The 25591-nt window shown below is 39.5% G+C and carries 20 protein-coding genes; 11 read left to right on the top strand and 9 right to left on the bottom strand.

The window, feature by feature from the left end; translation table 11 throughout:
- Positions 1-15: 15 nt before the first annotated feature.
- The 5 genes from pgm to QUE86_RS15545 all read left to right on the top strand — a co-directional run bounded on the left by pgm (position 16) and on the right by QUE86_RS15545 (position 6829).
- A complete protein-coding gene (gene pgm, locus QUE86_RS15525; protein ID WP_239978062.1) occupies positions 16-1653 on the top strand; it encodes a phosphoglucomutase (alpha-D-glucose-1,6-bisphosphate-dependent) in 1638 nt (545 codons plus the stop codon).
- 79 nt (positions 1654-1732) lie between these two features.
- Positions 1733-2788, top strand: coding sequence for a succinylglutamate desuccinylase (gene astE / locus QUE86_RS15530; protein WP_167657705.1), 1056 nt, complete (start codon positions 1733-1735; stop codon positions 2786-2788).
- Positions 2789-3057: 269 nt separating this feature from the next.
- The gene (locus QUE86_RS15535) at positions 3058-4272 is read left to right on the top strand and encodes a thiamine pyrophosphate-dependent dehydrogenase E1 component subunit alpha (protein ID WP_239978104.1); all 1215 of its coding nucleotides are present in this window, start codon (positions 3058-3060) and stop codon (positions 4270-4272) included.
- A complete protein-coding gene (locus QUE86_RS15540) occupies positions 4272-5249 on the top strand; it encodes an alpha-ketoacid dehydrogenase subunit beta (protein ID WP_130051548.1) in 978 nt (325 codons plus the stop codon). Before QUE86_RS15535 ends, QUE86_RS15540 begins: the two co-directional genes overlap by 1 nt.
- Before the next feature lie 8 nt (positions 5250-5257).
- The gene (locus QUE86_RS15545) at positions 5258-6829 is read left to right on the top strand and encodes a dihydrolipoyllysine-residue acetyltransferase (RefSeq protein ID WP_256854430.1); all 1572 of its coding nucleotides are present in this window, start codon (positions 5258-5260) and stop codon (positions 6827-6829) included.
- A 61-nt stretch (positions 6830-6890) separates the two neighbouring features.
- Here QUE86_RS15545 and QUE86_RS15550 read toward each other — a convergent pair whose 3' ends face one another.
- Together QUE86_RS15550 and QUE86_RS15555 are read right to left on the bottom strand one after the other, a co-directional pair.
- Positions 6891-8063, bottom strand: coding sequence for a putative manganese transporter (locus QUE86_RS15550; protein WP_250661969.1), 1173 nt, complete (start codon positions 8061-8063; stop codon positions 6891-6893).
- A gap of 71 nt (positions 8064-8134) precedes the next feature.
- Positions 8135-9760, bottom strand: a complete 1626-nt coding sequence (locus QUE86_RS15555; protein ID WP_286258288.1) for a M28 family metallopeptidase — start codon at positions 9758-9760, stop codon at positions 8135-8137.
- A 110-nt stretch (positions 9761-9870) separates the two neighbouring features.
- Here QUE86_RS15555 and QUE86_RS15560 point away from each other — a divergent pair, with 110 nt between their 5' ends.
- From QUE86_RS15560 to QUE86_RS15575, 4 genes are all read left to right on the top strand, one after another.
- Positions 9871-10683 carry a DUF3025 domain-containing protein gene (locus QUE86_RS15560; RefSeq protein WP_286258290.1) on the top strand — a complete coding sequence of 271 codons (813 nt, stop codon included), beginning with the start codon at positions 9871-9873 and terminating at the stop codon, positions 10681-10683.
- Positions 10680-11468, top strand: coding sequence for an ABC transporter ATP-binding protein (locus QUE86_RS15565; RefSeq protein WP_130051543.1), 789 nt, complete (start codon positions 10680-10682; stop codon positions 11466-11468). The genes QUE86_RS15560 and QUE86_RS15565 overlap by 4 nt, the downstream gene beginning before the upstream one ends.
- Positions 11461-12669, top strand: coding sequence for an ABC transporter permease subunit (locus QUE86_RS15570; protein WP_130051542.1), 1209 nt, complete (start codon positions 11461-11463; stop codon positions 12667-12669). The genes QUE86_RS15565 and QUE86_RS15570 overlap by 8 nt, the downstream gene beginning before the upstream one ends.
- A 173-nt stretch (positions 12670-12842) precedes the next feature.
- Complete coding sequence (locus tag QUE86_RS15575; RefSeq protein ID WP_286258294.1) at positions 12843-15875, top strand: ATP-binding protein; 3033 nt, start codon at positions 12843-12845, stop codon at positions 15873-15875.
- Here QUE86_RS15575 and QUE86_RS15580 read toward each other — a convergent pair.
- The 6 genes from QUE86_RS15580 to QUE86_RS15605 form a co-directional block, all read right to left on the bottom strand.
- Complete coding sequence (locus QUE86_RS15580) at positions 15872-16705, bottom strand: UDP-2,3-diacylglucosamine diphosphatase (protein ID WP_286258295.1); 834 nt, start codon at positions 16703-16705, stop codon at positions 15872-15874. The genes QUE86_RS15575 and QUE86_RS15580 overlap by 4 nt on opposite strands.
- A 182-nt stretch (positions 16706-16887) precedes the next feature.
- Positions 16888-18612, bottom strand: a complete 1725-nt coding sequence (locus QUE86_RS15585) for a proline--tRNA ligase (protein WP_130051540.1) — start codon at positions 18610-18612, stop codon at positions 16888-16890.
- Between the two features lie 126 nt (positions 18613-18738).
- Complete coding sequence (gene tsaA / locus QUE86_RS15590) at positions 18739-19443, bottom strand: tRNA (N6-threonylcarbamoyladenosine(37)-N6)-methyltransferase TrmO (protein ID WP_286258297.1); 705 nt, start codon at positions 19441-19443, stop codon at positions 18739-18741.
- A gap of 99 nt (positions 19444-19542) precedes the next feature.
- Entirely contained in the window at positions 19543-20115 is a 573-nt protein-coding gene (locus QUE86_RS15595; RefSeq protein WP_286258300.1) for an outer membrane beta-barrel protein, read from the bottom strand.
- A gap of 239 nt (positions 20116-20354) precedes the next feature.
- The gene (locus tag QUE86_RS15600; protein ID WP_054561436.1) at positions 20355-20819 is read right to left on the bottom strand and encodes an acyl-CoA thioesterase; all 465 of its coding nucleotides are present in this window, start codon (positions 20817-20819) and stop codon (positions 20355-20357) included.
- Between the two features lie 109 nt (positions 20820-20928).
- Entirely contained in the window at positions 20929-22575 is a 1647-nt protein-coding gene (locus QUE86_RS15605; protein ID WP_167657699.1) for an electron transfer flavoprotein-ubiquinone oxidoreductase, read from the bottom strand.
- Between the two features lie 193 nt (positions 22576-22768).
- On the opposite strand from QUE86_RS15605, the gene QUE86_RS15610 reads away from it, so the two are divergent.
- Positions 22769-23518: an electron transfer flavoprotein subunit beta/FixA family protein gene (locus QUE86_RS15610; protein ID WP_286258303.1), complete on the top strand. Its 750-nt coding sequence runs from the start codon at positions 22769-22771 to the stop codon at positions 23516-23518.
- Positions 23519-24445: an FAD-binding protein gene (locus QUE86_RS15615; RefSeq protein ID WP_286258305.1), complete on the top strand. Its 927-nt coding sequence runs from the start codon at positions 23519-23521 to the stop codon at positions 24443-24445. It begins immediately after the preceding gene.
- 73 nt (positions 24446-24518) lie between these two features.
- Here the strand turns inward: QUE86_RS15615 and QUE86_RS15620 are convergent, their stop codons facing one another.
- On the bottom strand, positions 24519-25451 hold the full coding sequence (locus QUE86_RS15620; protein ID WP_239977799.1) for a substrate-binding domain-containing protein: 933 nt from the start codon (positions 25449-25451) through the stop codon (positions 24519-24521).
- Between the last annotated feature and the right edge of the window lie 140 nt (positions 25452-25591).

The following is a 25591-nucleotide window of genomic DNA, read 5'->3' on the forward strand; positions in this document are numbered from 1 at the left end:
CCATAAGGAAATAATATGGCGATTCATCCTGATGCAGGTAAGCCTGCACCGCAATCAAGCTTAGTGAATGTACCAAAACTGATCTCGGCTTATTACTTAAATGAACCTGATCTGGAACAAAACCCAGAGCACTGTGTTGCTTTTGGTACTTCTGGCCATCGTGGTTGTTCGTTCGATGTAAAATTTAATGAATCGCATATTTTAGCGATCACACAAGCAATTTGTGATTACCGTAAAGAAAATAACATTTTTGGCCCACTATTCCTTGGTAAAGATACCCATGCATTGAGTGAAGCCGCTTTTAACTCTGCAATTGAAGTACTTGTTGCAAACGAAGTACAAGTCATCGCACAAGAAAATGATGATTACACACCAACTCCTGTAATCAGTCATGCTGTTGTTTGTCATAATAAAGAAAACCCAAATGAATTAGCAGATGGGATTGTTGTAACCCCTTCACATAACCCGCCAGAAGACGGTGGCTTTAAATACAACCCACCAAACGGTGGCCCTGCTGACACTGATGTGACTAAATGGATTGAAGACAGAGCGAATCAATTACTTTTAGAAGATTTAGTTGAAGTAGAGCTATTCCCTTATGCTAAAGCATCACGCTCGGGCTTTATTAAGTACCAAGATTTAATTACACCATACGTAGATGATTTAGTTAACATCGTTAATTTAAAAGCAATCAGCGATGCAAAAATCAAAATTGGTGTGGATCCTTTAGGTGGTTCAGGTATCAATTTTTGGCCTGTAATTGCAGAAAAATATAATTTAGACATAACGGTCGTTAATAAGTCTGTTGATCCAACGTTCTCGTTCATGCCTTTAGATAAAGATGGCAAAATTCGTATGGATTGTTCATCTCCTTATGCAATGACTAACCTTATTGCGCTAAAAGATGACTATGATATCGGTATTGGAAATGATCCAGATTATGACCGTCACGGTATAGTGACACCTGATGGTTTAATGAATCCAAATCACTTTTTAGCAGTTGCAATTGACTATTTATTAAATAACCGTAACTGGTCAAAAGATGTTGCTATTGGCAAAACCCTAGTATCTAGCGGCATGATTGATAAAGTGGTTACTCGAAATAACCGTGAAGTAAAAGAAGTACCTGTAGGCTTTAAATGGTTTGTTGAAGGTCTAAGCAAAGGTACTCTCGCTTTTGGTGGTGAAGAAAGTGCAGGGGCGTCTTTTTTACGCTTCGATGGTACCGTGTGGAACACTGATAAAGATGGCTTTATTTTAGGCTTACTAGCTGCTGAGATTTTAGCGGTAACGGGTAAAACACCGTCACAGCTTTATAAAGAGCTTGAACAAGAGTTCGGTGCACCTATTTACAAGCGTATTGATGCCCCCGCTGATGCGCAGCAAAAATCACGTTTAAAAGCGTTATCAGCAGACGATGTAAAAGCAAACACGTTAGCAGGCGATGCAATTACACAGAAGCTAACCCATGCACCGGGTAATAATGCGGCTATTGGTGGTTTGAAGGTTGTTACCGAAAACGGTTGGTTCGCTGCTCGTCCATCGGGCACTGAAGACATTTATAAAATTTACCTTGAATCATTCAAAGGTGAAGAGCATCTAGCATTATTAGAAAAAGAAGCGAAAAAGCTGGTTGATTCAGTAATTAGCTAAATTCTTTTTTACCCTTTAAAACGGCTGAGATTCTCAGCCGTTTTTGTATTCTACTCTCACGTATTTTTAGGATAGAACTATGAGCTATTCAACTCCTTCATATCTCCAAAAATTAAAAAGTACTGGCGACTTTTTAACACTAACCCGAAACAATGAATTTTCACTAGATTCTTGTGCTTTTAACCTTGAAAACGGCACTGATGTCACAGTTCACGATACTGGCATCATAGAGTTTCAACCAAAAGAGCAAACAAACAAAGATATTGTACTTTCGAGTGCGGTGCACGGTAACGAAACAGCACCAATTGAAATCTGTGACCAATTAATCAAGGCAATCATTACACAAGAACTTGTACTTAAACAGCGTGTATTGTTTATTTTTGGTAATCCAAAATCGATAAATATCGGTAAACGCTTTGTTGATGAAAACTTAAATCGTTTATTTAATGGACATCACACTGTTGAGGGGGTTGATTCAAATCCTGAGCGAGTTCGTGCAAAGCTACTTGAAGATGTAGTTTCTGATTTCTTTGCAAGAGGCAACCAAGGTAGTGAACGCTTTCATTATGACCTACATACTGCAATTCGAGGCTCTAAAAATGAAAAGTTCGCTGTGTATCCATTCTTACATGGTAAACCGTGGAAAAAATCACAGCTGCAATTCTTACTTAGCTGTGGTGTAAACACTGTATTAATGATGAAATCAGCGGCAACAACTTTTAGCTACTACTCATCGTTTGTACATGGTGCTGATTCATTTACCGTAGAGCTTGGTCAAGTAAAGCCATTTGGCGAAAATGATATGTCACGATTTGAGAAAACCAAACAAACATTAATTGCATTAATTAGTCAGGAAACTGTTAATTACAAAGAATTTAATGCAGGGGATTTTGAGTTGTTTTCAGTTTATAGAACAATAAACCGTACTTGCGAAGATTTTAGTTTCCCATTTGCTGATGATGTCGAAAATTTCACCGGTTTTGCAAAGGGGGATTTATTAGCAACTGATGGTCAGACCAGATATGAAGCGGAAGTGGACGGCGAAGCTATTATCTTCCCAAATGCTGATGTAGCCTTAGGTCAACGTGCTTTACTTACAGTTGTACCAATGCAAGTTGATAGCAACTTTATTTAAAATCTCTGCATTATCACCCACCGATTTTTGGTTAACTATATGACAATAAAGAATTTATTTCGTTGTATAGTTAACTTTCCATGCGTTTTTAGCCATTTATCACCTATTCGTCTATGATTAGTTGAATAACAACTTACGTTAACGTAAAGTGACGGCAGTTTAATTTAATTAGATTGAATATTACGCAAACTTTATCCTTACAGCTCATGCTGATAAAAATAGAAATAAGGGCAGTGGCGTAGGTTTCTGACAACGAAAGAAGGTAGGTTATGAGTAATCCAAATAACGTATCGCTAAACATTAATCATGAACTGTCATTTATTGATGGTCACGCATTAACGATCCCTACATTAAGCATTCTTAATGAGGAAGGCGACATCCACGAAGGTGCAACCGCACCCGATATCGACAAAGCAACAGCAATCCGTTTATACGAGACAATGCGTTTTATTAGAGCGCTTGATGAGCGTATGCAAGCAGCACAGCGTCAAGGTCGAGTTAGCTTTTACATGCAATGCTTAGGTGAAGAAGCTGCTGTAACGGCATCGGCTGCAGCGCTTGACCAAAATGACATGATCATGGCCCAGTACCGTGAACAAGCCGCTTTACGCTATCGTGGTTTTAGCCTAGACCAATTCATGAACCAAATGTTTTCAAACGAAAAAGATTTGGGTAAAGGTCGCCAAATGCCAATTCACTACGGCTCACGCGAACTCAACTATATGACCATTTCATCTCCGCTTGGTACGCAAATTCCGCAAGCAACAGGTTATGCGTATGGTCAAAAAGTTCGTCACATTGATGCCCAAACAGGTGAGTTGAACAGTACGATTGATAACATCACCATTTGTTATTTTGGCGAAGGTGCGGCATCTGAAGGTGATTTTCATGCTGGTTTAAATATGGCTGCAGTTCATGAAGCACCGGTTATCTTCTTTGCACGTAATAATGGCTATGCGATATCAACACCTGCAGATGAACAATTTAAAGGTGATGGTATTGCATCACGCGGTGTTGGCTATGGCATTAAAACAATTCGTGTTGACGGTGCTGATGCGCTTGCAGTTTATGCTGCAACGAAAAAAGCCCGTGAAATTGCTACTACCAAAGGTGAACCAGTTTTAATTGAATCGATTGCCTATCGTTTAGGTGCTCACTCAACCAGTGACGATCCTAGCGGCTACCGTACAAAAGACGAAGAAGCAAAACATAAAGGCTGTCCAATTGAGCGTTTCCGTAAGTGGTTATTAAAACAAGGTTGGTTAGACGAAGCGCAAGACGCAAAAGATAAAGAAACAATTCGTGAAGAAATCTTAGCGGCTCTTAAACGCGCTGAAAAAGTTGCAAAACCAGCATTAGAAGATCTTATTTCTGATGTTTATGATAAGCCAATTCCATCACTGCAAAAACAATACGAAGAATTAAAAGAGCATATTTTGCAGCATCCTGATGCTTATCCAACAACTGCAGGGAGATTAAAGTAATGGCTAAAATGAACATGCTTCATGCAATTAACTCTGCCCTTGATATCACCATGGCAGAGCATCCAAATGCATGTATTTTTGGTGAAGACGTTGGCTATTTTGGTGGTGTATTCCGTGCAACATCTGGCTTACAAGAAAAATATGGTAAGCACCGTGTGTTTAATACACCATTAACTGAGCAAGGTATTTTAGGTTTTGCTAATGGTCTAGCTGCTTTTGGTGCGCCTGCTTTAGCTGAAATTCAATTTGCAGATTATATTTTTCCTGCATTTGACCAAATCGTAAATGAATCTGCTAAATTCCGTTACCGTAGTGGTAATGAATTTAATGTAGGCAACCTAACAATTCGTACTCCTTATGGCGGTGGTATCGCGGGTGGTTTATATCATTCACAATCACCAGAAGCTTATTTTGCTCATACACCGGGTTTGAAACTTGTTGTGCCACGTAACCCTTATCAAGCAAAAGGTTTGCTTCGTGCATCAATTAAAGATGATAACCCAGTTATTTTCTTTGAGCCAAAACGCTTATACCGTGCATCAACAGGTGAGGTACCAGAAGAGGATTACAGCATCGAGCTTGGTAAAGCAGAAGTCATTCAAGAGGGTACTGATGTTACTTTGCTTGCTTGGGGTGCACAAATGGAAATCGTTGAAGATGCCGCTAAAAAAGCAGCAGAGCAAGGAATTAGTTGTGAAGTCATCGACTTACGAACTATTTTACCGTGGGATGTTGAGACAATCGCTAAATCAGTAACCAAAACCGGTCGTTTAGTGGTTAGCCACGAAGCGCCAATCACAAATGGTTTTGGTGCAGAAATCGTTGCAACAATTCAACAAGAGTGTTTCTTACACCTTGAATCGCCAATTGCTCGAGTGTGTGGTTTAGATACGCCATACCCATTAGCACTTGAAAAAGAATATGTGCCAGATGCACTTAAAGTGCTTGCTGCGATTAAGCAATCTGTAGAGTTTTAGGAGTCAGTATGTCTAAAGATTTTATCTTGCCAGATATCGGCGAAGGCATCGTAGAATGTGAAATTGTTGAATGGTTAGTTGCAGAGGGCGATTCTGTAAAAGAAGATCAGCCAATTTGTGACGTCATGACCGACAAAGCGCTTGTGCAAATTCCAGCTGTCCATGATGGTGTGATCAGTAAGCTTTATTATGCAAAAGGTGATATTGCTAAAGTACATGCACCATTATTTGCGATGGATGTTGATGGTGAAGCACCTACGCAAAACGAAGAAGCTCAAGCTCCAGTTGAAGCAGCCGCACTACCTGAATCTGGTGAACATTTAGAAGATTTCATTTTACCTGACATCGGTGAAGGTATTGTTGAGTGTGAAATCGTTGAGTGGTTAGTCAGCGAAGGTGATGAAATCGTTGAAGACCAAGCTGTGTGTGATGTAATGACAGACAAAGCATTGGTTCAAATTCCGGCTAAATATACAGGTAAAGTTGAAAAACTTTATTATAAGAAAGGCGATATTGCCGCTGTTCACAGTCCATTATTCCAAATGAGCATTGTAGGCCAAAACTCAGAGCCTGATGTAAGCTCTGCGGTAGTTAAAGCGCAAACAAATGCAGCGACTAAACCAGCACAAAAGCCTGTGTCTGCATCAAATGAGACTAAACAACTTAATAAGAAAGCAGTTGCTTCACCAGCCGTTCGTCGTAAAGCACGTGAACTTGATGTAGATTTAACGCAAGTACCAGGCTCTGGTAAAAATGGCCGAATTTACAAGCAAGACATCGAAGATTTCTTGAACGAATCACCAAGCCAAGCAGTAACACAACAAGCTGCTCCTAAAGCGGCAGAGCCTGTAAAAACTGCAGCATCCACAGCTGGTGGTAGTCATGTTGAGCCTATTAAAGGCATTAAAGCGGCAATGGCTAAGCAAATGGTTGCGTCAGTATCGACAATTCCTCATTTTACTTTTTGTGATGAAATTGACCTGACAAAATTGATTGCTATGCGAAGCGAACTTAAAGAGCAGTATAAGCAACAGGGCGTTAAGTTAACTATGATGCCATTCTTTATCAAAGCTCTATCGCTTGCAATGAAGCAGTTCCCAGTACTTAACTCACAAGTGAATGATGATTGTAGTGAGCTGACTTATTTTGACGACCATAACATTGGTATGGCGGTTGATTCTAAGATTGGCTTATTAGTACCAAATGTTAAAGCATGTCAGTCAAAGAGTATTGTTGATGTTGCAAATGAAGTTACGCGCTTAACTGAAGCAGCACGGGATGGACGTGTATCACCAGATGATTTAAAAGGCGGTACAATTAGTATCTCTAACATTGGTGCTATTGGCGGCACAATTGCAACCCCGATCATCAATAAACCAGAAGTGGCCATTGTTGCATTAGGTAAGTTACAACATTTACCTCGTTTTGACGAACAGGGTAATGTGGTTTCAGCAGCCATTATGCAAGTAAGCTGGTCTGGCGACCATCGAGTGATTGATGGCGGAACAATTGCCCGCTTCAATAACTTGTGGAAGTCTTATTTAGAAGATCCTGCAAAAATGATGATGGCTATGAGCTAACATTATTAATAAATAAAAAACCAGCCTCGGCTGGTTTTTTTTATAGTATTTAATTTATATTTTAAAGACCGTAATAGTACAATCCATAACCGAGTAACAGCGCAGGTATTGTTGAATAGACTGTCGCCATTAAAGCTGCTTTTGGTGCTAATGCGATGGCTGGGAAGAGAGCATCGCCATCATTTGATATTGCATTTGCTGCCATCGCACTAAATGGGATAATGCCTTGAATATAAAGTGTCATTACGACAATTTGCGGCCCACAGCCTGGTAACAAACCTATTGCTACAGCTACCAAGGGAGCAAGATAAGCATATTCAGAAAACCATGCTTTTAAATCAACACCTAGCAAATTAACTAAAACTTCAAATAGCATGAAACTGGCGACAACCCATGCTGTAACAAAGTGCGTGTCCATTAACACTTTCGTGAGCTTTGAAGGTGGATTGCATGGAGCTTCTTCGCTGGTCACTTGTTTATAACTGCTGCCTTTAGATGAAAGAGCCCATACAACTACAGTAAATAGCGCCATGATTGAACCAAATAGGGTAATGCCATGATTAATACCATTACCAAATACGCTAAGGTCGGTATTGGTGGCAATAACAATAGCAACAATCAAGCTTGGCATTAAGGCAAATTTCCAAACCGGGCGGCTAAATATTAAAGCTTTTGGTTGGCATTGAGGTTGTTCGCTGAAGTCACTGGCCTGCGTAGGTTGAAACTTATCTGATTTATGAAATGTATTAACCACCTGCCCGCTAATTACGCCTACACTAACACCGATTACCATCATTAATAACCCATCAAGAGGGCGGGTTGCTAATAACAAAAATGCAGCATCACCCATGGTTGCTGTTAATACTGCGACCACAGAGCCAAAGCTAGCTTGTTTTTTGGTAAATTGGGTAACTACAATAATGGCACCTCCACAGCCAGGTAAAGCACCTAAGATTGACGCAAAACCGATTTCTAGGATGCCTGATTTAGCTCGTAAATAGCTGAGCTGTAATTGAGGTAGCCGATCAATCAAGTAGTAATAGATTAATAAAGTGGCTGCAACAAACACAGATACTTGAAAAAAAGCATCACTTAACGCTTGGAGGGTAAACTCACGGCTTGCTGGTATTGCCAAAGAAATTAGCAATAATAGGGGTAAAAATAAGCGTTTATTGTCCGTAATATAACACCTCGCTTTATGGGTGGAATACCTCGTTTGTGTTAATGAGAGCATACAGTGCAACCTAAAAATTAATCAGGTTACACTGTATTACCGATTTAAATGAAAATCAATCTCATTTGCATCTATTTGCGTTGAAACTCAGAGCTCGCATTCCAGGTCGGCCATTCTTTACGCTCTGAAATATCAAAACCTACTTGATAGAATAACTGAAGATCCTGAACGGCACCTGATAAATCCCATTCATCACGGTAACGATCGCAAGGCTGATGGTAACAACCGCGAAGAACTAAGCTCATACGCTTACGGTAATTTGCAGTTTCTTCATCAAGGGCTTCACTGCCGCCGCCAGCATACATTGCTGGTACACCCATGTTTGCAAATGCAAAGTGATCAGAACGATAGTAACCACCCGAAGACGGTTTAGGATCGCCAGATACAGTTCGGCCTTGTGCTTTAGCAGCTGTTTCTAACAAGCTATCCATTTCTGATTTGCCGATACCAACAACACTGATATCTTTCACTTTACCTAATAGATTTAAGCTATCCATGTTGATGTTTGCAACAGTTTGAGAAGCTGGGATCACTGGGTTTGCAGCGTAATATTTTGATCCAAGTAGACCTTGTTCTTCAGCGGTTACTGCTAAGAAAGTCATTGAGCGGCTAGGGTGCTCAGGAAGGCTAGCAAATGCTTCTGCAACTTCAATTAAGCCTGCAGTACCTGTCGCGTTATCGTGGGCACCATTATAAATTTGGTCACCTTTACGTGTTTTATCTGTACCAAGGTGATCCCAATGAGCTGAGTAAATGATGTGCTCGTCTGGCTTTTCGCTGCCAGGTAATGTTGCAATGAAGTTATATGAAATTGACTTTTTAATCGTGTTATTTACTTCAACGCTAGCTGTTAGGTCGCCCATATCAATATGGTAAGCACCTTTTGCAGCATTTGCTTTCATAGTATCGAAATCTAAACCTGCTTTTTTGAATAGCTCTTTGGCAACATCAGTTGTTACCCAGCCTTCAACAGCAACACGATCCATGTTGTTATTTTCTTTTTGGAAACCAAATTGCTCACCGCTCCAAGAGTTTTCAACAACTGACCATGGGTAAGAAGCTGGTGCTGTTTCGTGGATAATAATTGCACCAGCTGCACCTTGACGACTTGCTTCTTCATATTTGTATGTCCAGCGACCATAATAAGTCATGGCATCGCCAGTAAATAAATCTGGGTTTTTAGTCGCATAACCTGGATCATTAACTAGCATTACAACTGTTTTGCCTTTTACGTCTATGCCTTCGTAGTCATTCCAGTTGTACTCTGGCGCATTTACACCATAACCAACGAATACTAATTCAGAATCTTTAATGCTTTGTTTAGCACTAATACGGCTACTACCCATTACCATATCTTTTTTATACTGATAATCTTTGCCGCCAATGGTAAGTACCATGTTTGAGTCTGCTTCAAGTGAAACAAGCGGTACTTCTTGTAAGAAGCTATCACCGTTACCAGGCTCAAAACCCAATGCTTTAAATTGGTCAGTTAAATAGGCAAGCGTTAGCTCTTCACCTTTCGATGATGGTGCACGGCCGCCGAATTCATCAGAAGCTAACACTTTAATGTGCTCTGCTAGTTGCTCTGAGTTGATGCTTTGATAGGCTTTTTCTACATCACCTGATGTGATACTTGTTGAAGCACAGCCTGCAAGAATGGTACTTGCAAGTACTGTCATTGGAAAATAGCGTTTCATAATAGCTCTTTTTTTGTTTTATGGTGGCATTAGTATATGAGGTTCTATTAATGAGAACCAGTTTTTACGGTAAACTACCCACAATACATCAAGAAGTTAAAAAATAAGCAATGAAACGATTTAGCGCACCAGAGCAATGGTCAACACAATACCTTACAACCGGTGCTTTTAGTGACCTAGCAACGCTGTTTAATATTGACAAATTATCGAATTGGCCGTCTTGTGACTGGTTTAATAAATATTTAAATGCCAAAACAACACAAGGCACAGTAATAAGCTTTGTAGAGGATGAAAAATTTGCCGACGAAACTCGTTATTATGAGCAAATTATTTATGAAACAGGGCAAGTACCAACAAGACAACAAAATTGGCACGACCTTTTTGGTGGATTTATTTGGTGTTTATTTCCAAAAACAAAAGCACTGATAAATCATCAACATATCGAAGAAATTAAACTGCATGGTCTAAAAGAGCGCAGTAAACACCGTAATGCTCTCACCTTATTCGACGAATGTGGTGTAGTACTGGCAATTACCGAACAAAGTTGGCAACAACAATTACGCGATCATCAATGGCATCAAGCATTTGTTACACAACGTGAGCAGTGGGGTAAAAATATTCGCCCGTTCATGTTTGGCCATGCTAACTACGAGATGCTCACTCAGCCTTATATAGGTTTAACAGGGAAAGCATTATTTGTAATTGTACCCAATGACATATTTTGTAAAGATTTAAGCGAGCAATATGCGTATCTAGATCAACGTCTTTATGAGATGATTAAAGTAGATGATTGTTTACGTGATAATAAGAATTTATCTCCATTACCCTTGTTAGGTGTACCAGGGTGGTGGACTGAAAATGAAAATCCAGAATTTTACAGTAACACTGATTACTTTAGACCTAAACGAAGGAAACGCACATGATTGAAGTTGCAGGGCTTAAAAAGAAATTTAAGCTAACAAAAGATCATAAAAAAAATAAAACGGACAATGTAGACCCCCGCGAAGATAAAGAGTTTTTCCATTCTGTAAGAGACGTCAGCTTTAAATGTAATAAAGGTGAAGTGCTCGGCTTACTCGGCCCAAATGGTGCAGGTAAAACAACGACCCTTAGAATGATTTCAACAGCATTAAAACCAGATGAAGGCAGTATCACCATCTCTGGTCACGATATTGTTAAAAAGCCATTAGTTGGCCGCAAATCAATTGGTTTTCTATCTGGTAGCACTGGCTTATATGGGCGTTTAACGGTTAAAGAAAACGTAGAATATTTTGCCCGTTTACATGGCATGAGTAAAAAGGCGGTAGCGGCACGTTGTGATGAACTATTCAGCTTACTTGATATGCACAACTTCATTGATAAGCGTGCCGAAAACCTTTCCACAGGTATGAAGCAAAAAGCCAATATTGCTCGCGCTGTTGTTCATCATCCTGACGTGGTAATTCTCGATGAACCAACGACAGGTTTAGACATTATGACCACGCAAACTGTAATTAGCTTTATTCGTGGCCTTAAAGAGCAAGGTACTCCAGTCATTTTTTCAACTCACCATCTAGATGAAGTTGCATTACTTTGTGATCGCGTTGCAGTTATAAATCAAGGCATTAGTTGCTTTGATGGCACATTAGAACAGTTTAAACAAACTGGTCAAAGTGAGGAATTAAATCAAGCGTTTATGAATATTTTAACGGAGAGTCGTGATGTTTGAAGTATTTAAAAAGGAATTAAAAGAGCTGTTACGTGACCGTAAAACATTGATATTCGTTGTCGCACTTCCAGTTGCTATTTTCCCTCTTTTATTTGCTGTGATGGCATTTATTAGTTCACAAGCAGCACTCGAAGCTGAGCAAGAAGTGCATACTTACGCCATTATTAATGGTAATTACGCGCAAGAATTTACAGATAAGGTGTTTTATCATAAGAGCTTTGCATTATATAAAGGCGACGAAACCTTTAATACGGTAGAAGATCTCACTAAAGCGGTTAAAGCGGGTACCATCGATATGGGTATCTATTTACCTTCAGACGCTGAGCAAACACTCGATAACGCTAAACAAAGTGAGTGGCAAGTTGTGTATAACGACGCTAAGGCGATTAACTTCTTATTTGACCGCGTTAAAGAACTTGCAAAAGAGTATGGTGATAAACTGCGTACTACTAAACTGTTAAGCTTTGGCGTATCAGAGCAGCAACAAGCCGCGATTATCGAGCCAATTAAAGTTGTTAAGGTCGATACTGCAGATAAACGTGAAAATCTGGGTGAAAAAATTGGCGGGTTTATTCCTTATCTACTTATTCCTCTCGTATTGATGGGCGCAACGTACCCTGCTATTGATTTAGGGGCTGGTGAAAAAGAGCGCGGTACACTCGAAACCCTTCTACTTACACCAATCACGCGCACACAGCTAGTGTTAGGTAAGTTTGTAACCTTGCTGGCTTCTTCAATTGCGACAACCACTATTACAGTTCTTAGTATGGGTGTGTGGATATCGGTGGCCATTGCTTTTGTAGATTTAGCGGTTGTTAAAAACGCATTTAGCTCTTTAACTGTATTAGATTTAGGGCTGATTTTTGTGTTGTTATTGCCTATTGCTGCAATCTTCTCATCATTAGCATTGGCTATTTCAATTTATGCGCGAACTTTTAAAGAAGCACAAAACTATATGGCTCCGCTAAGCATAGGTGTAATTTTTCCAATTATGATTGCGTTGATGCCGAATGTTGAGCTTACGAGCAAAACAGCCTTTATTCCTGTAACAAATGTAGCTTTGGCAATCAAAGAAATCATTAAAGGCACAGTCGATTACACACTAGTGGGTTTAATTTTCCTAGCAACAGTCATTGTGGCAGGGGCACTATTAGCATTTTGTGTTAAATGGTTTAATAAAGAAGATGTCTTATTTAGATAAGAATTTATTGATTTTACCTAATAATAAAGCACCAATTTGGTGCTTTATTTGTATATAGAACAGGCTAACTCCTTACTAATCCTTATTAACTAAATTTTTTTCTGTATACTCCACTTTAGTTATCATTCTCTCCTATACTCTAAAGCAGAGTAGCAATGAAGGCTTTCGATTCAATGGATTCTGGACATTCAGCGCATTTCTTCCAACGTAATAAACTACCAATACTAGCAATTTGTATACTCTTGATATTGGGCAGTATTGTTACAGTAAAATATGAATATGATCTTCGAGAAGAGGTATTTAGCCGCGCACTTGAACAGATGCAGCGAGAACTAGATAGAAAACAAAGTGTGTTTAAAACAAGTCTAAGAGAGAATGTTTCAGCCCTTAATTTCTTAGATTCCACCCCACCAGTACTCGCTATAATGCGTTCCACTAATGATAAACAGGTAGATCCGGTTTTAGGCACGCCTATTTCTGCTTGGAAATACCGCCTCGCAAAAATCTTTAGTGGTTTTATGACTACAGATAAAGAATTAGCGCAGGCGCGATATATTTATATTGCAGACAATGGCAAAGAAGTTGTTCGTGTTGATAATGTCAACGATCAGGTTATTAGAATTAGTGAAGAGAACTTACAGCATAAAGGCCATCGTGATTATATGCGAGTTGCAGCAGAGCTAAAAGATGGTCAAGTTTATATATCACCAATTAACTACAACCGTGAAAATGGACGATTACAACAGCCTTACGTTAGCACATATAGGATTGCTAAACTTGTAAAAGACACTGAAGGTAAGCCGTTTGCTGTTTTGATCCTAAACTATAATGCCGAAGACCTTATCAATAAGTTAACAAGTAATACTGCTAAAAAGCTATCTGTGTATCTTTTAAATGCTCAGCAGCAATTTATTTATCACCCAAAGGAGTCGTATCGCTTTAGTTTTGAGTTGGACGACCCTCATTATTGGTCTGAAGAATTTAGTATCGATCAACAAATGAATGCCAATGATTTTTTTGATGTAATGAATCTTCCTGAAAAATTATATGCTCAGAAAACTATTGAGTTTGAAAATGACATTCACATGCAGCCATTGACTCTGGCTGTTTCTATAAAAACCGAGATACTCCTGCAAGAAATCAATCAAAAACGTATGAGGTTTATAAGCACTTTATGTTTAATGATTATTTCTGTATTAATACTATTTACTATCTATCAACGCGATATTAATAGAAAAATTGAGCTGAGTTTTCTAAAAGAAAAGAATAGTAAAATCATAGAAAACTCGACAGATGCTATCATTATGGTTCAGCCAAATGGAGTTATTTGCAATGCCAATGAAACAGCAAAAACGTATTTTGGTATTACCGAGCATTCAACCCACTTTGATACATTGTTTGATTATAATGAAGAAGATTTTCAAGGGGTTGGCGAAGCCATAAAAAAAGGGCAACGATCTACGTTTGAAGCTGTGCACATTAATGAACAAAACACGCATTATTTTTCGATCACAATGACACCTGTCTATGATGCAGCAAAACAACAATATCAAATAGCGGCCATACTTCGTAATATTGATTCACTTAAGTGTGCTCAACATCAACTTGAAAAGCTTAATACTACATTAGAAGAAAAAGTGAAAAGTCGCACAGCAGAGCTTGAAAAAGCCACCGAAGAAGCTCTTGCAGCAAGTAAAGCTAAAAGTGAATTTGTAGCTAATATCTCACATGAAATCCGCACCCCGATGAATGGGGTACTTGGTATGCTGGAAATGCTCGAAGAAGAGCCTTTATCTACTCAGCAAATGCAATACTTACATTATGCAAATACCAGTGCCAACTCATTGATGACACTGATCAATGACATTCTCGATTTTTCTAAAATTGAAGCTGGTAAACTTGATTTAGATAGTCATGAGTTTGATGTTGTTTCAGTGTGCAGTGATTTAATAACATCGATGGCCGTTCAAGGTCAGAAAAAAGGCATTGAAATACTGTTCGATGCTCATGCTATTACTAAGCGTACTGTAATGGGTGATAGCCACCGCTTAAAACAAATTCTCAATAATTTACTCAGTAACGCATTTAAGTTTACACATAAAGGTCATGTAAGCTTAACGGTTAAGAAACAGCTGCATTCAGACAATACTCTTTGCCTAAGCTTCGTTGTTGAAGATACAGGTATTGGTATTTCGAAAGCAAACCAAAGTAAATTGTTTGAAGTGTTTACCCAAGAGGACTCAAGTACAACACGGCATTATGGTGGCAGTGGTTTAGGGCTTTCAATAAGCCGAAAACTCGCTCAGTTGATGGGTGGTGATATTATCGTTGAAAGTGAAAAAGGAAAGGGCAGCCGCTTTTGGGCAAGTATTTGTGTATCGATAAGTGAGTCGTCAAAAGTGCCGCATCAAAGCAATGTACTGAATGATAAACAAGTAGGCTGTGCAATTCATTATGAATTACTGGCTAACAATGTTGAGCTGCAACTAGCGACACTAGGCCAGAGTCATAAAATAACGCATTTAACTGATGTTTCTGAAACTGATTTTAATGATTTAGATTTACTTATCATTGATCATAAACATCCAGAACTAAACAATGTGTTGAGTTTTGCAAATCGCTATCCCGACACCTGTGTATTAATTTTAGGTGTTATGACATCACTTAAACAAAAAGAAACATTACCGAGCAATTGTACTGTTATTGCAAAACCTGTCACTCCTGATGAATTAGCCTATAAACTCGCGGTTTTATTTAATGACAATGATTCTGTTATTGAGCGTAAAAATACAGATACTAAAGAAATTATTGAGCTTGATTTAACATCTCGTTCAGTGCTTATCGTCGACGATAACATGATTAATATAGAGGTGAGCAAAGCCATTTTAAGAGATAGCCATGTTCATATTGAATCAGCCAGCGATGGTCTTGAAGCAATTGAGGTATTGAATAACAGCGAAACTCAATTTGACCTGATCTTAATGGATTGCCAAATGCCAAACTTAAATGGTTATGACTGTACTAAAGCTATCAGACAGGGCAAAACAGGTGATAAATACCAAGATGTCGTGATCATTGCCATGACAGCAAGTGCAATGGCGGGTGATAGAGAAAAATGCCTGAGTGTTGGCATGAATGACTATATCACCAAGCCAATTAAACAAGCCACATTGCGCAAAAAGCTATCAATGTGGCTGAAGTCTTAAGCTGCATCTTGGTTTTTATTAAACGCAGCTTTTGGTGTTAGTTTACTAATATCAGCAGAGTGAATCACTTTTTGTGTTTCACTCCAGTGCAGTAATTCAATACGCCCAGAGCTGTTTTCTACTAATGCAGTGCAGTTTTCAATCCAGTCGCCATCATTGCAATACAAAATTCCATCAACCACTTTAACGGCTGGGTGATGAATGTGCCCGCAAATGATGCCATCGACGACTTGTTTTTTTGCTTCGTGGATGGCCGCTTTTTCAAATGCATCAATTGCTTCACGTGCTTTATGCACTCGTGCTTTGATCCAAGAGGCTAATGACCAATAATTACCGCCAAATAAACGGCGAATGCGATTAGTCCAGCGATTTAAAAATAGTAAAAAGTCGTATCCTGCATCGCCTGCAATGCTGATTAATTTGTTGTAGCGAGTTGCTGAGTCAAAATCGTCGCCATGTAAAAGTAAAAACCGTTTGTTGGCTTTAGTGGTATGAATATATTGTTTATGTACTTCTATACCGAATAATGAATCATTAGCATAATGGCGAAATGTTTCGTCGTGGTTACCCGGTATATAGATCACTCGTGTTCCATCTTTCGCTTTTTGTTGAATAAGCGCTAACACATCATAATGACTAGAATGCCAAAAAAACTGTCGTTTCATTGACCATAAATCGACAATATCACCGACCAAATACAACACATCGCATTCAATCGCATTTAAAAAGTCTAGTAAATACTGCGCTTGGCAGTCTTTATAACCTAAGTGAACGTCGGAAATCCAAACGGCAGGATAGTGGGTTTTACTACTGCAAGTGGTGTTATTCATGGCATTTACTCATGGTGTAATAAAGTAAATGCTAGGTAGAATCAATGACAGTTAAAAGACGCTTTAGCGAAACATCTATGACAATTAATACCAACCCGCAATAATACTTAATTAAGCGAATTGGTAAAATAAAACAAAAAAACCGCCGAAGCGGTTTTTTATATTTTGTAGAGCTGACTTAATTAGCCTTTAACAAGTGCTGCAATTTCGGAAGCGGCACTATCTAAATCAAGCATTAGCTTTTCGCCAGTATGGCGGTTTTTAAGCTCAACCTTGTTTTCATCAAGGTTACGCTCACCAATAACTAATGTGAAAGGCACACCTAGTAACTCCATGTCGTTGAACATTACACCAGGGCGCTCTTTACGGTCATCAAATAACACATCTAAACCGGCATCTTTCAAACCTTTGTAAAGGTTATCTGCAATATCAGGAATACGATGAGACTTATGCATGTTCATAGGTACGATAGCTAAATCAAATGGCGCGATAGGTTGCGGCCATTTAATACCGTATTGGTCGTTGTTTTGCTCAATAGCGGCAGCCACGATACGTGATACACCAATACCGTAACAACCCATTGTCATTACTTGGTTTTTACCTGTTTCACTCAAAACGCCTGCTTTCATTGCTTCTGAGTACTTAGTACCAAGTTGGAAAATATGACCTACTTCAATACCACGTTTGATTTGCAGTGAACCTTGACCACATGGGCTTGGGTCGCCTTCAACGATATTACGGATATCAGCCACTTCGTAGTTTTCTACATCGCGATCCCAATTGATACCACTGAAATGTTCACCATCTTTATTAGCACCTGCTACAAAGTCAGCCATTACGTTAGCTGTGCGATCAACAATAATTGGCATTGATAGACCGACAGGGCCTAAAGAGCCAGGTTTTGCACCAATCGCTGCAACGATGTCTTCTTCTTTTGCCATTTCAAGCGGTGAGTCTACAAGCGGATGTTTCTCAGCTTTTAACTCGTTTAATTCATGGTCGCCACGTAATACAAGGGCAACTAAACCACGTTGTTCGTTTTCATCTGGTGCGCCATACACGATTAATGTTTTAACGCCCCGATGAGGTTTAACACCATAGTGCTCTTTAAGCTCAGCAATTGATTTTGCATCAGGCGTTGGGAACGCTTTTAACTCTTTACTTGCAGCTGGGCGCTCTTCAGTCGGTGCTAATGCTTCTGCTTTTTCGATATTTGCAGCGTAATCACTTGCATCACTAAATGCGATTGCATCTTCGCCTGACTCTGCAAGGACATGGAACTCGTGTGATACGCTACCACCAATAGAACCTGTATCTGCAATAACAGGGCGATAATCAAGACCAAGACGCTCAAAAATGTTACAGTATGCTTTGTGCATTACTTGGTAGGTTTTCTCTAAACACTCATCACTTAAGTGGAAAGAGTAAGCATCTTTCATTGTAAATTCACGAGCACGCATTACACCAAAACGAGGGCGAACTTCGTCACGTACTTTTGTTTGTACTTGGTAAAGAGTAAGCGGTAATTGCTTATAAGAGCTGACTTCTTTACGAACAAAATCCGTGATCACTTCTTCATGAGTTGGACCTAGCGCAAATGGACGATTGTGGCGATCAGTAATGCGTAGCAATTCAGGTCCAAACTGTTCCCAACGGCCAGACTCTTCCCAAAGATCAGCAGGTTGGATAATAGGCATTAACATTTCGATAGCGCCGGCTTTATCCATTTCTTCACGTACAATGTTTTCTACTTTTTTAAGTACGCGTAGTCCAGAGGGCAACCATGTATACAAACCCGACGCAACGCGGCGGATCATGCCTGCTCGTAGCATTAATTGATGAGAAACAATTTCTGCATCAGACGGAGTTTCTTTAAGTGTTGCGAGTATATATTGACTGGTACGCATCTCTATTCCAAGTAGTGTTAAAATTATTATCGTTTACTCAAGACGTTTGAGTAATAACAAGCTGCTAAGTTTACCAGTGGAAGCACTGACACTGAAGCGCTATGTGTTAAAAAAAGTGTTAAAAAACTAGCATTTTTCAATGCTGGTCACTGTATTATGATTATCCTGAACATGCCACCTAATATTAAAATCATATAAGGTCATACCGTAGCTTTGCTCTGAGTCACGTTGCTTTTTGTATGCAGGGCGAGGATCTTGCTTTAATACATTGCCTATAAAGGCTTTTAATTCAGGTTGTTCGGTTTGTTTTTCGATAAACGCAAGAGCTTCATCACTAAACTCGACACTCATATCTGTTTCTGGTCGGGTATCGGCAAAACCAGCGGTGGCGTCGGTCATTGCATCTGAATACGGCAGGTAAGGCTTAATGTCCAAAATTGGTGTGCCATCGAGTAAATCAATACCTGATAGTAATAAGCTTAACTGACCATTTTTATACTCGATACCTTCAAGTTTTACAGCACTCATACCAATTGCATTTGGGCGGAAGGTGGCACGTGTTGCAAATACGCCTTTTCGTTCGTTACCGCCAAGGCGAGGGGGTCTAACCATTGCTGAGTAGCCTTTATCAGCGGTTTCATGAAATCTGAATAATAACCAAATATGGCTGAATTCATCGAGACCACGTACAAACTCTTCACGATTAAAATCACTACTAAATACTAGCTTTGCTTTAGCTTCAGGAACCAAGCGAGGTTGGCGAGGTATAGCAAACTTTTGTTTGTATGGAGATTGAATGTGGCCGACGGCGGTTAATTGGTATTCGCTCATTGTGCATTGTCGTTAAGAAAATCTAACGACATTTTACATGCAAACACAAAAAAAGGCAGTCGAGACTGCCTTTTAAATATTTAGACTGCATAGTCTAAATTAAAACATGTATTGGAATGATACAGACGCTACATCCATATCTGGGTCAATATCATCTTCTAACTTATAGCGCTCATATTCTAAACGTACTTGCACGTTTGTTGTAAAAGCATACTCAATACCTGCACCATAAAATACATCGCCGCCATCTGTGTCAGCACTAATGCTGCCAAGCTCGCCTAGATCTTGCTCAATTTCAGCGTCCCACTCTAGCCAACCACCTTTAGCATAAACAGAAAAGTTATCAGTAATTGGTGCTGCTAAGCGTGCCGCAAGAGAAACACCGTCAATTTCAGCTTTAGAATCAATATCACTTACTTCATCAAAATTTTGGTATGCAAGTTCAAGGCTAAGATACTTATTAAACTGAGTACCAATATAACCTTTTAGCATTTGCGAGTCGTCATCGAAGTCAGTGTCATTTTCACTATCTTCAAACTCGAAAGAATATTGGCCATAGCCGATACCGGTATAAATACGCGGAGAATCCATTTCGGTAATATCTGCATGTGCTGCATTGTTAAAACCCATTAGTGCTAAAGAAAGTGCAGAAATTGAAATTGCTTTAATCATTTAATAGCTCCTTTATAAAATAAATAAACGAATGTTTCGCGTCATTCACAAGGAGTGTTGCAATGACAATGCCAACGCAAAAATAAAGCCTAAAGTATTGTTTTTAGGCTTTATTAAGCGTTTTTTTGAACAGGTTGTTGAAACTGTAATCAGGCATTCAGTTTGGCAGTCGTAACAATTTCAGGGTGCTCTGTAGAAGTTACTAAGTGCAGATTTTAAATTCGCGTTGTTTTGTATTTTTACGCTTTTTGCAAAAGGGTTTCTGTTTCAATCGCGATCTCTTTCATTTTAATCGCATAGTTTTCGATTTTCTTCTCTTCATCTGTTACTGCTGTATATGAAGGCACTTCAATTGGGTAACCCGCTTCATCCATGGCAATAAAACTAATAACGCAATGATTGGTTTCAACCAGGTTTTGTGTTTTTGGATCGCCACAGCGTACTTGAATAAAGATTTGCATGCTGGTTTTACCAGTGTGGGCGATACTTGCTTTCACTTCGACTATTTGGCCAACCAAAATAGGGCGCTGAAACTTCACGCCTGCGACAGAGACTGTAACGCAGTAATGTCCACTCCAACCAGCAGCACAGGCATAACCAGCTTGGTCAATCCACTTCATTACCACACCACCATGAACCTTACCGCCAAAATTTACATCGGTAGGTTCAGCTAAAAAACGAAAGGTTACACTTGAAGACGGCATACTTTACTCACTTTTATAATAAATCACGACATTTTCAGCATAGCCTAAAAAAGGGGCCGAAGCCCCTGCAATTTAGGATAAATTTTAATTAAATGAGTAACGTGCGTTACTACATGTTAGGGTAGTTTGGTCCACCAGCTCCCTCAGGGGTTACCCAAGTAATGTTTTGACTAGGGTCTTTTATGTCACAGGTTTTACAGTGAACACAGTTTTGCGAATTGATAACAAACTCTTTCTCACCTTCGACTTCCTGAACTTCGTAAACACCAGCAGGGCAGTAGCGTTGTGCAGGCTCATCAAATTGTACCAAATTCACTTTGATGGGAATCGAGTTATCTTTTAGCTTTAAATGACATGGCTGCGATTCTTCATGATTGGTATTTGATAAAAACACAGATGAAAGTTTATCGAAGCTAAGTTTGCCATCTGCTTTCGGGTAGTCGATTTTTTCAGCCTGATCAGCAGTGACTAAGGTGGCATGGTCTGGCATGTTATCTTCAAAATTAAACGGTAAGCTGCCACCGAATAGGTTTTGATCAAGCGTATTGTAAGCACCGCCTAAGAACTTACCTAGTTTATGCATAACAGGGCCAAAGTTCCGCGATTGATATAGCTCTTTATAAGCCCAGCTTTGTTCAAAGGCTGTTTTATATTCAGCTAAATCAGCATTTTCTTTACCATCACCTAGGGCTTCTAAAATGACATCAGCTGCGACCATGCCAGACTTCATTGCCGTATGATTACCTTTAATTTTGGCAAAATTTAATGTGCCAGCATCACAGCCCACGAGTAAACCACCCGGAAAGTGCATTTTTGGTAATGAGCGCAGCCCACCTTTTGCAATAGCCCTAGCACCATAAGCTATACGTTCGCCCCCTTCTAAAACATCTTTAAAAATAGGGTGATGTTTCATACGTTGGAATTCATCAAACGGACTCAAATGCGGGTTCGAATAGTTCAGATCAACAATTAAACCAACAACAACTTGGTTGTTGTCGCTGTGGTACATAAACGCACCACCGCTGGTATCACCTGTTAACGGCCAACCTGTACCATGTACTACGGTGCCTTCTTTGTGTTTACTTGGATCGATTTGCCAAATTTCTTTGAAGCCTAAACCGTAATGCTGTGGTGACGCATCTTTATCAAGGGCAAAGTGTTTGATTAGCTCTTTACCTAAATGACCGCGGCAGCCTTCAGCAAATACGGTGTATTTAGCTCTAAGCTCCATACCTGGCATATAACCATCTTTTTCGTTGCCGTCTTTATCAAGACCCATATCGCCGGTAATAATGCCTTTAACTGTATCTTCTTCAATGATTAGAGAGTGCGCGCTAAACCCTGGGAAAATTTCTACACCTAAATTTTCAGCTTGCTCGGCTAAAAAGCGACACACATTACCCATAGAAACTATGTAATTACCGTCGTTATGAAAAGTTTTAGGACTAGCAAAGTGGGGGATGCTAGTGGCTTTCTCACTGTTATTGAACCAGTAAATGTCATCTTGAGTTACTTTAGTAGTAACGGGAGCGCCCAATGACTGCCAATCAGGTAGTAATTCATCGAGTGCTTTAGTCTCAAAAACGGCACCCGATAAAATGTGTGCGCCCACTTCAGAGCCTTTTTCTACCACACAGATCATTAATTCTTGTTGTTTTTCTTGTGCTTGTTGAGCCAATCTAATTGCAGTTGATAAACCTGCTGGGCCTGCGCCTACGATGACTACATCAAATTCCATGGTTTCGCGTTCGACCATATTAACCTCTTCTCGGTGACGGACCTGCTGTAAAGAACCTTATTTCATACTTGCAAATGAAACGTTACAGGCTGTGAATACTTTAAGGTTATTTTAGGTTGACGTTTACGTCAACAGGAAGTAGTCTGAATTCATAAAATAAATAAGTTGACGCGAAGGTTAACTTTGAGAACACACAATTGATGGAGTCACGATGAAAGTCCTCGTTCCAATTAAAAGAGTAATTGACTACAACGTCAAAGCACGCGTTAAAGCCGATAAAACGGATGTTGATTTAGCTAATGTGAAAATGGCGATGAACCCGTTTTGTGAAATCGCAATTGAAGAAGCTATTCGTTTAAAAGAAGCAGGAACTGCCACTGAGGTTGTTGCTGTGACTATTGGTAATAAATCATCTCAAGAGCAATTACGTACAGCGTTAGCACTTGGTGCTGATAAAGCAATTCATATTGAAACAGAAGAAAAGCTTGAGTCTTTGCATGTTGCTAAATTACTTAGCAAGATTGTAGAGCAAGAATCACCTGAGCTAGTTATTTTAGGTAAGCAATCGATTGACTCTGACAACAATCAAACTGGGCAAATGCTTGCTGCATTAACTGGTCGTGGCCAAGGTACCTTTGCGTCTAAAGTGGACGTACAAGCAGGTACGGTTAATGTAACACGTGAAGTAGACGGCGGTTTACAAACTGTTGCGCTGAAACTCCCAGCTATCGTTACCACAGACTTACGTTTAAATGAGCCCCGCTATGCTTCATTACCAAACATTATGAAGGCTAAGCGTAAACCGCTTGATGTTATTGCCGCTGATAGTCTCGGTGTAGACCTTACTCATCGCGTGCAATTGGTTGAAGTTAACGAGCCAGAAAAGCGCAGCGGCGGTATTGTTGTAGAAGATGTAGCGACATTAGTAGAAAAGTTAAAAACAGAAGCGAAGGTGATCTAAATGAAAACATTAGTGATAGCCGAACACGACAAAGGTGTTCTAAAGCCTGAAACCAATAAAACGGTTACAGCTGCTGTTAAACTAGGCTTTGATGTAGATTTATTACTTGCAGGTGAAAACTTATCTGCAATGAGTGAGCAAGCAGCGACAATTGCAGGTGTAAGCAACGTTTTAATTGCAGATGATGCAGCTTATGCACACCAACTAGCTGAAAACGTCGCGGATCTGGTTTTATCTTTAGCAGATAACTATTCACACATTGTCGCGAGCGCAACAACAACGGGTAAGAACTTTATGCCGCGTGTTGCAGCACTTCTTGATGTCGCTCAAATCTCTGAAATCATTGATGTGATTGATGCTGATACCTTCAAGCGTCCTATCTATGCTGGTAATGCAATTGCGACAGTAAAATCACTTGATAGCAAAAAGGTTATTACCGTTCGTGCAAGTAGCTTTGATGTTGCACCAGAGCAAGCACCTGTAGCTGCAACTAGTGTTACAGGTAAAGGTTCAGTTGGTCTGAGCGAGTTTGTATCAGAAGAACAAACTGAATCAGAACGTCCAGAGCTGACTGCTGCACCTGTGGTTATTTCAGGTGGTCGCGGTATGCAAAATGGTGAAAACTTTGCGTTGTTAAATGGTATTGCCGATAAATTAGGCGCAGCCATTGGTGCTTCACGTGCCGCTGTAGATGCGGGCTTTGTACCAAATGATATGCAAGTGGGTCAAACAGGTAAAATTGTTGCCCCAGATCTATATATTGCTGTGGGTATCAGTGGTGCAATTCAACACCTAGCGGGTATGAAAGACTCTAAAGTGATTGTTGCCATCAATAAAGACCCTGACGCACCAATATTCCAAGTCGCTGACTACGGTTTAGTTGCGGATTTATTTGATGTGTTACCAGAGCTAGAAAGTGCTCTGTAACCCATAACGATTCTGGTTGTTAAAAGCTGTTCACCTTTTCGGTGCGCAGCTTTTTTTCGTTTTAATTTTCAGATTACTGTTTTACCGGAAGGTAACCAAATTCAAGCAGCCTCTGTTGTATCTTGTGTGATTTAACAATTACATCGAGCCTATTACCAATCTTTTTTGAGCGTGGTGATTGTGTATTAACAATAAGCACAAGAGGCCTAACAAAGGCATAATCGCCATTTTGAATTGATTCGACTGAAGGGCTAACACCATCAATCTGTAGTAAAGCAACCTTATTAATGCGTCTGTCATTTTCTAATTTACTGATAGCACCATATGAATCATAGGCAATGGCATTTGGTATACGTTGCACTATCCCCAGTGCTTGATTGAACTGATCGTAAAGCTCAACTTTCTTATCTGAAAATAAACCTCTGTTACCCGCTATTTTTAGGCGTATAAAGTTACTGCCAGGTTCTTGGATATAATCTAAATTTAGATATTCTAAAAATACATCAAAGCTGCCATGGTTAGTGCCTTTACTAAAAAGCAGGATCTCATCATTTTTTGCACTAAGCTCAGGTGTATAAGGTGAAACCTCAGACCACGCCTTTAGTTTACCTTGGTAGATATCGCTTAGCTTTTTAGTGGTAAGTTCAGTGATGTTTAAGTTTTTATTTACAAAAAATGCGATTGCATCTTGGGCTATGATTATTTGCCGCAAAAAAGGCCAGCGTTGTTGCTCTTCTTTTGATAAATAACGGGAGCTGGTGCCGATATCGATAACATTTTCGGCAATGGCTTTAATGCCTTTATCACTGCCCATCGGTCTAATTTGTATGCTATTGCCAAACTCTTGGCTTAAGTCATCTTTTATATCGACTAATAATTCTGCCACTGTGGTTGAGCCTGCAATAAAAATTGGTTTCGAATTAATATTTTCTTCAATTGCATACGCACTATGTGCAGAGATAAGGGTTGTAGATAGCAAAAGGGCTTTCATAGAGCGAAATAGCATAGTAGACACAAACTCCTTAATAGTTAGCTTCTTATCAATATAGGCAATATGTCTGGCTTTGCTAATTCTTTAGACTGTAATTTTTTAAAATATTTAATGATTTACACACAAAAAAGCCGCTCGAAAGCGGCTTTTAAATA

The organism is Pseudoalteromonas apostichopi (assembly GCF_030297135.1).
Classification (GTDB): Bacteria; Pseudomonadota; Gammaproteobacteria; order Enterobacterales; family Alteromonadaceae; genus Pseudoalteromonas; species Pseudoalteromonas apostichopi.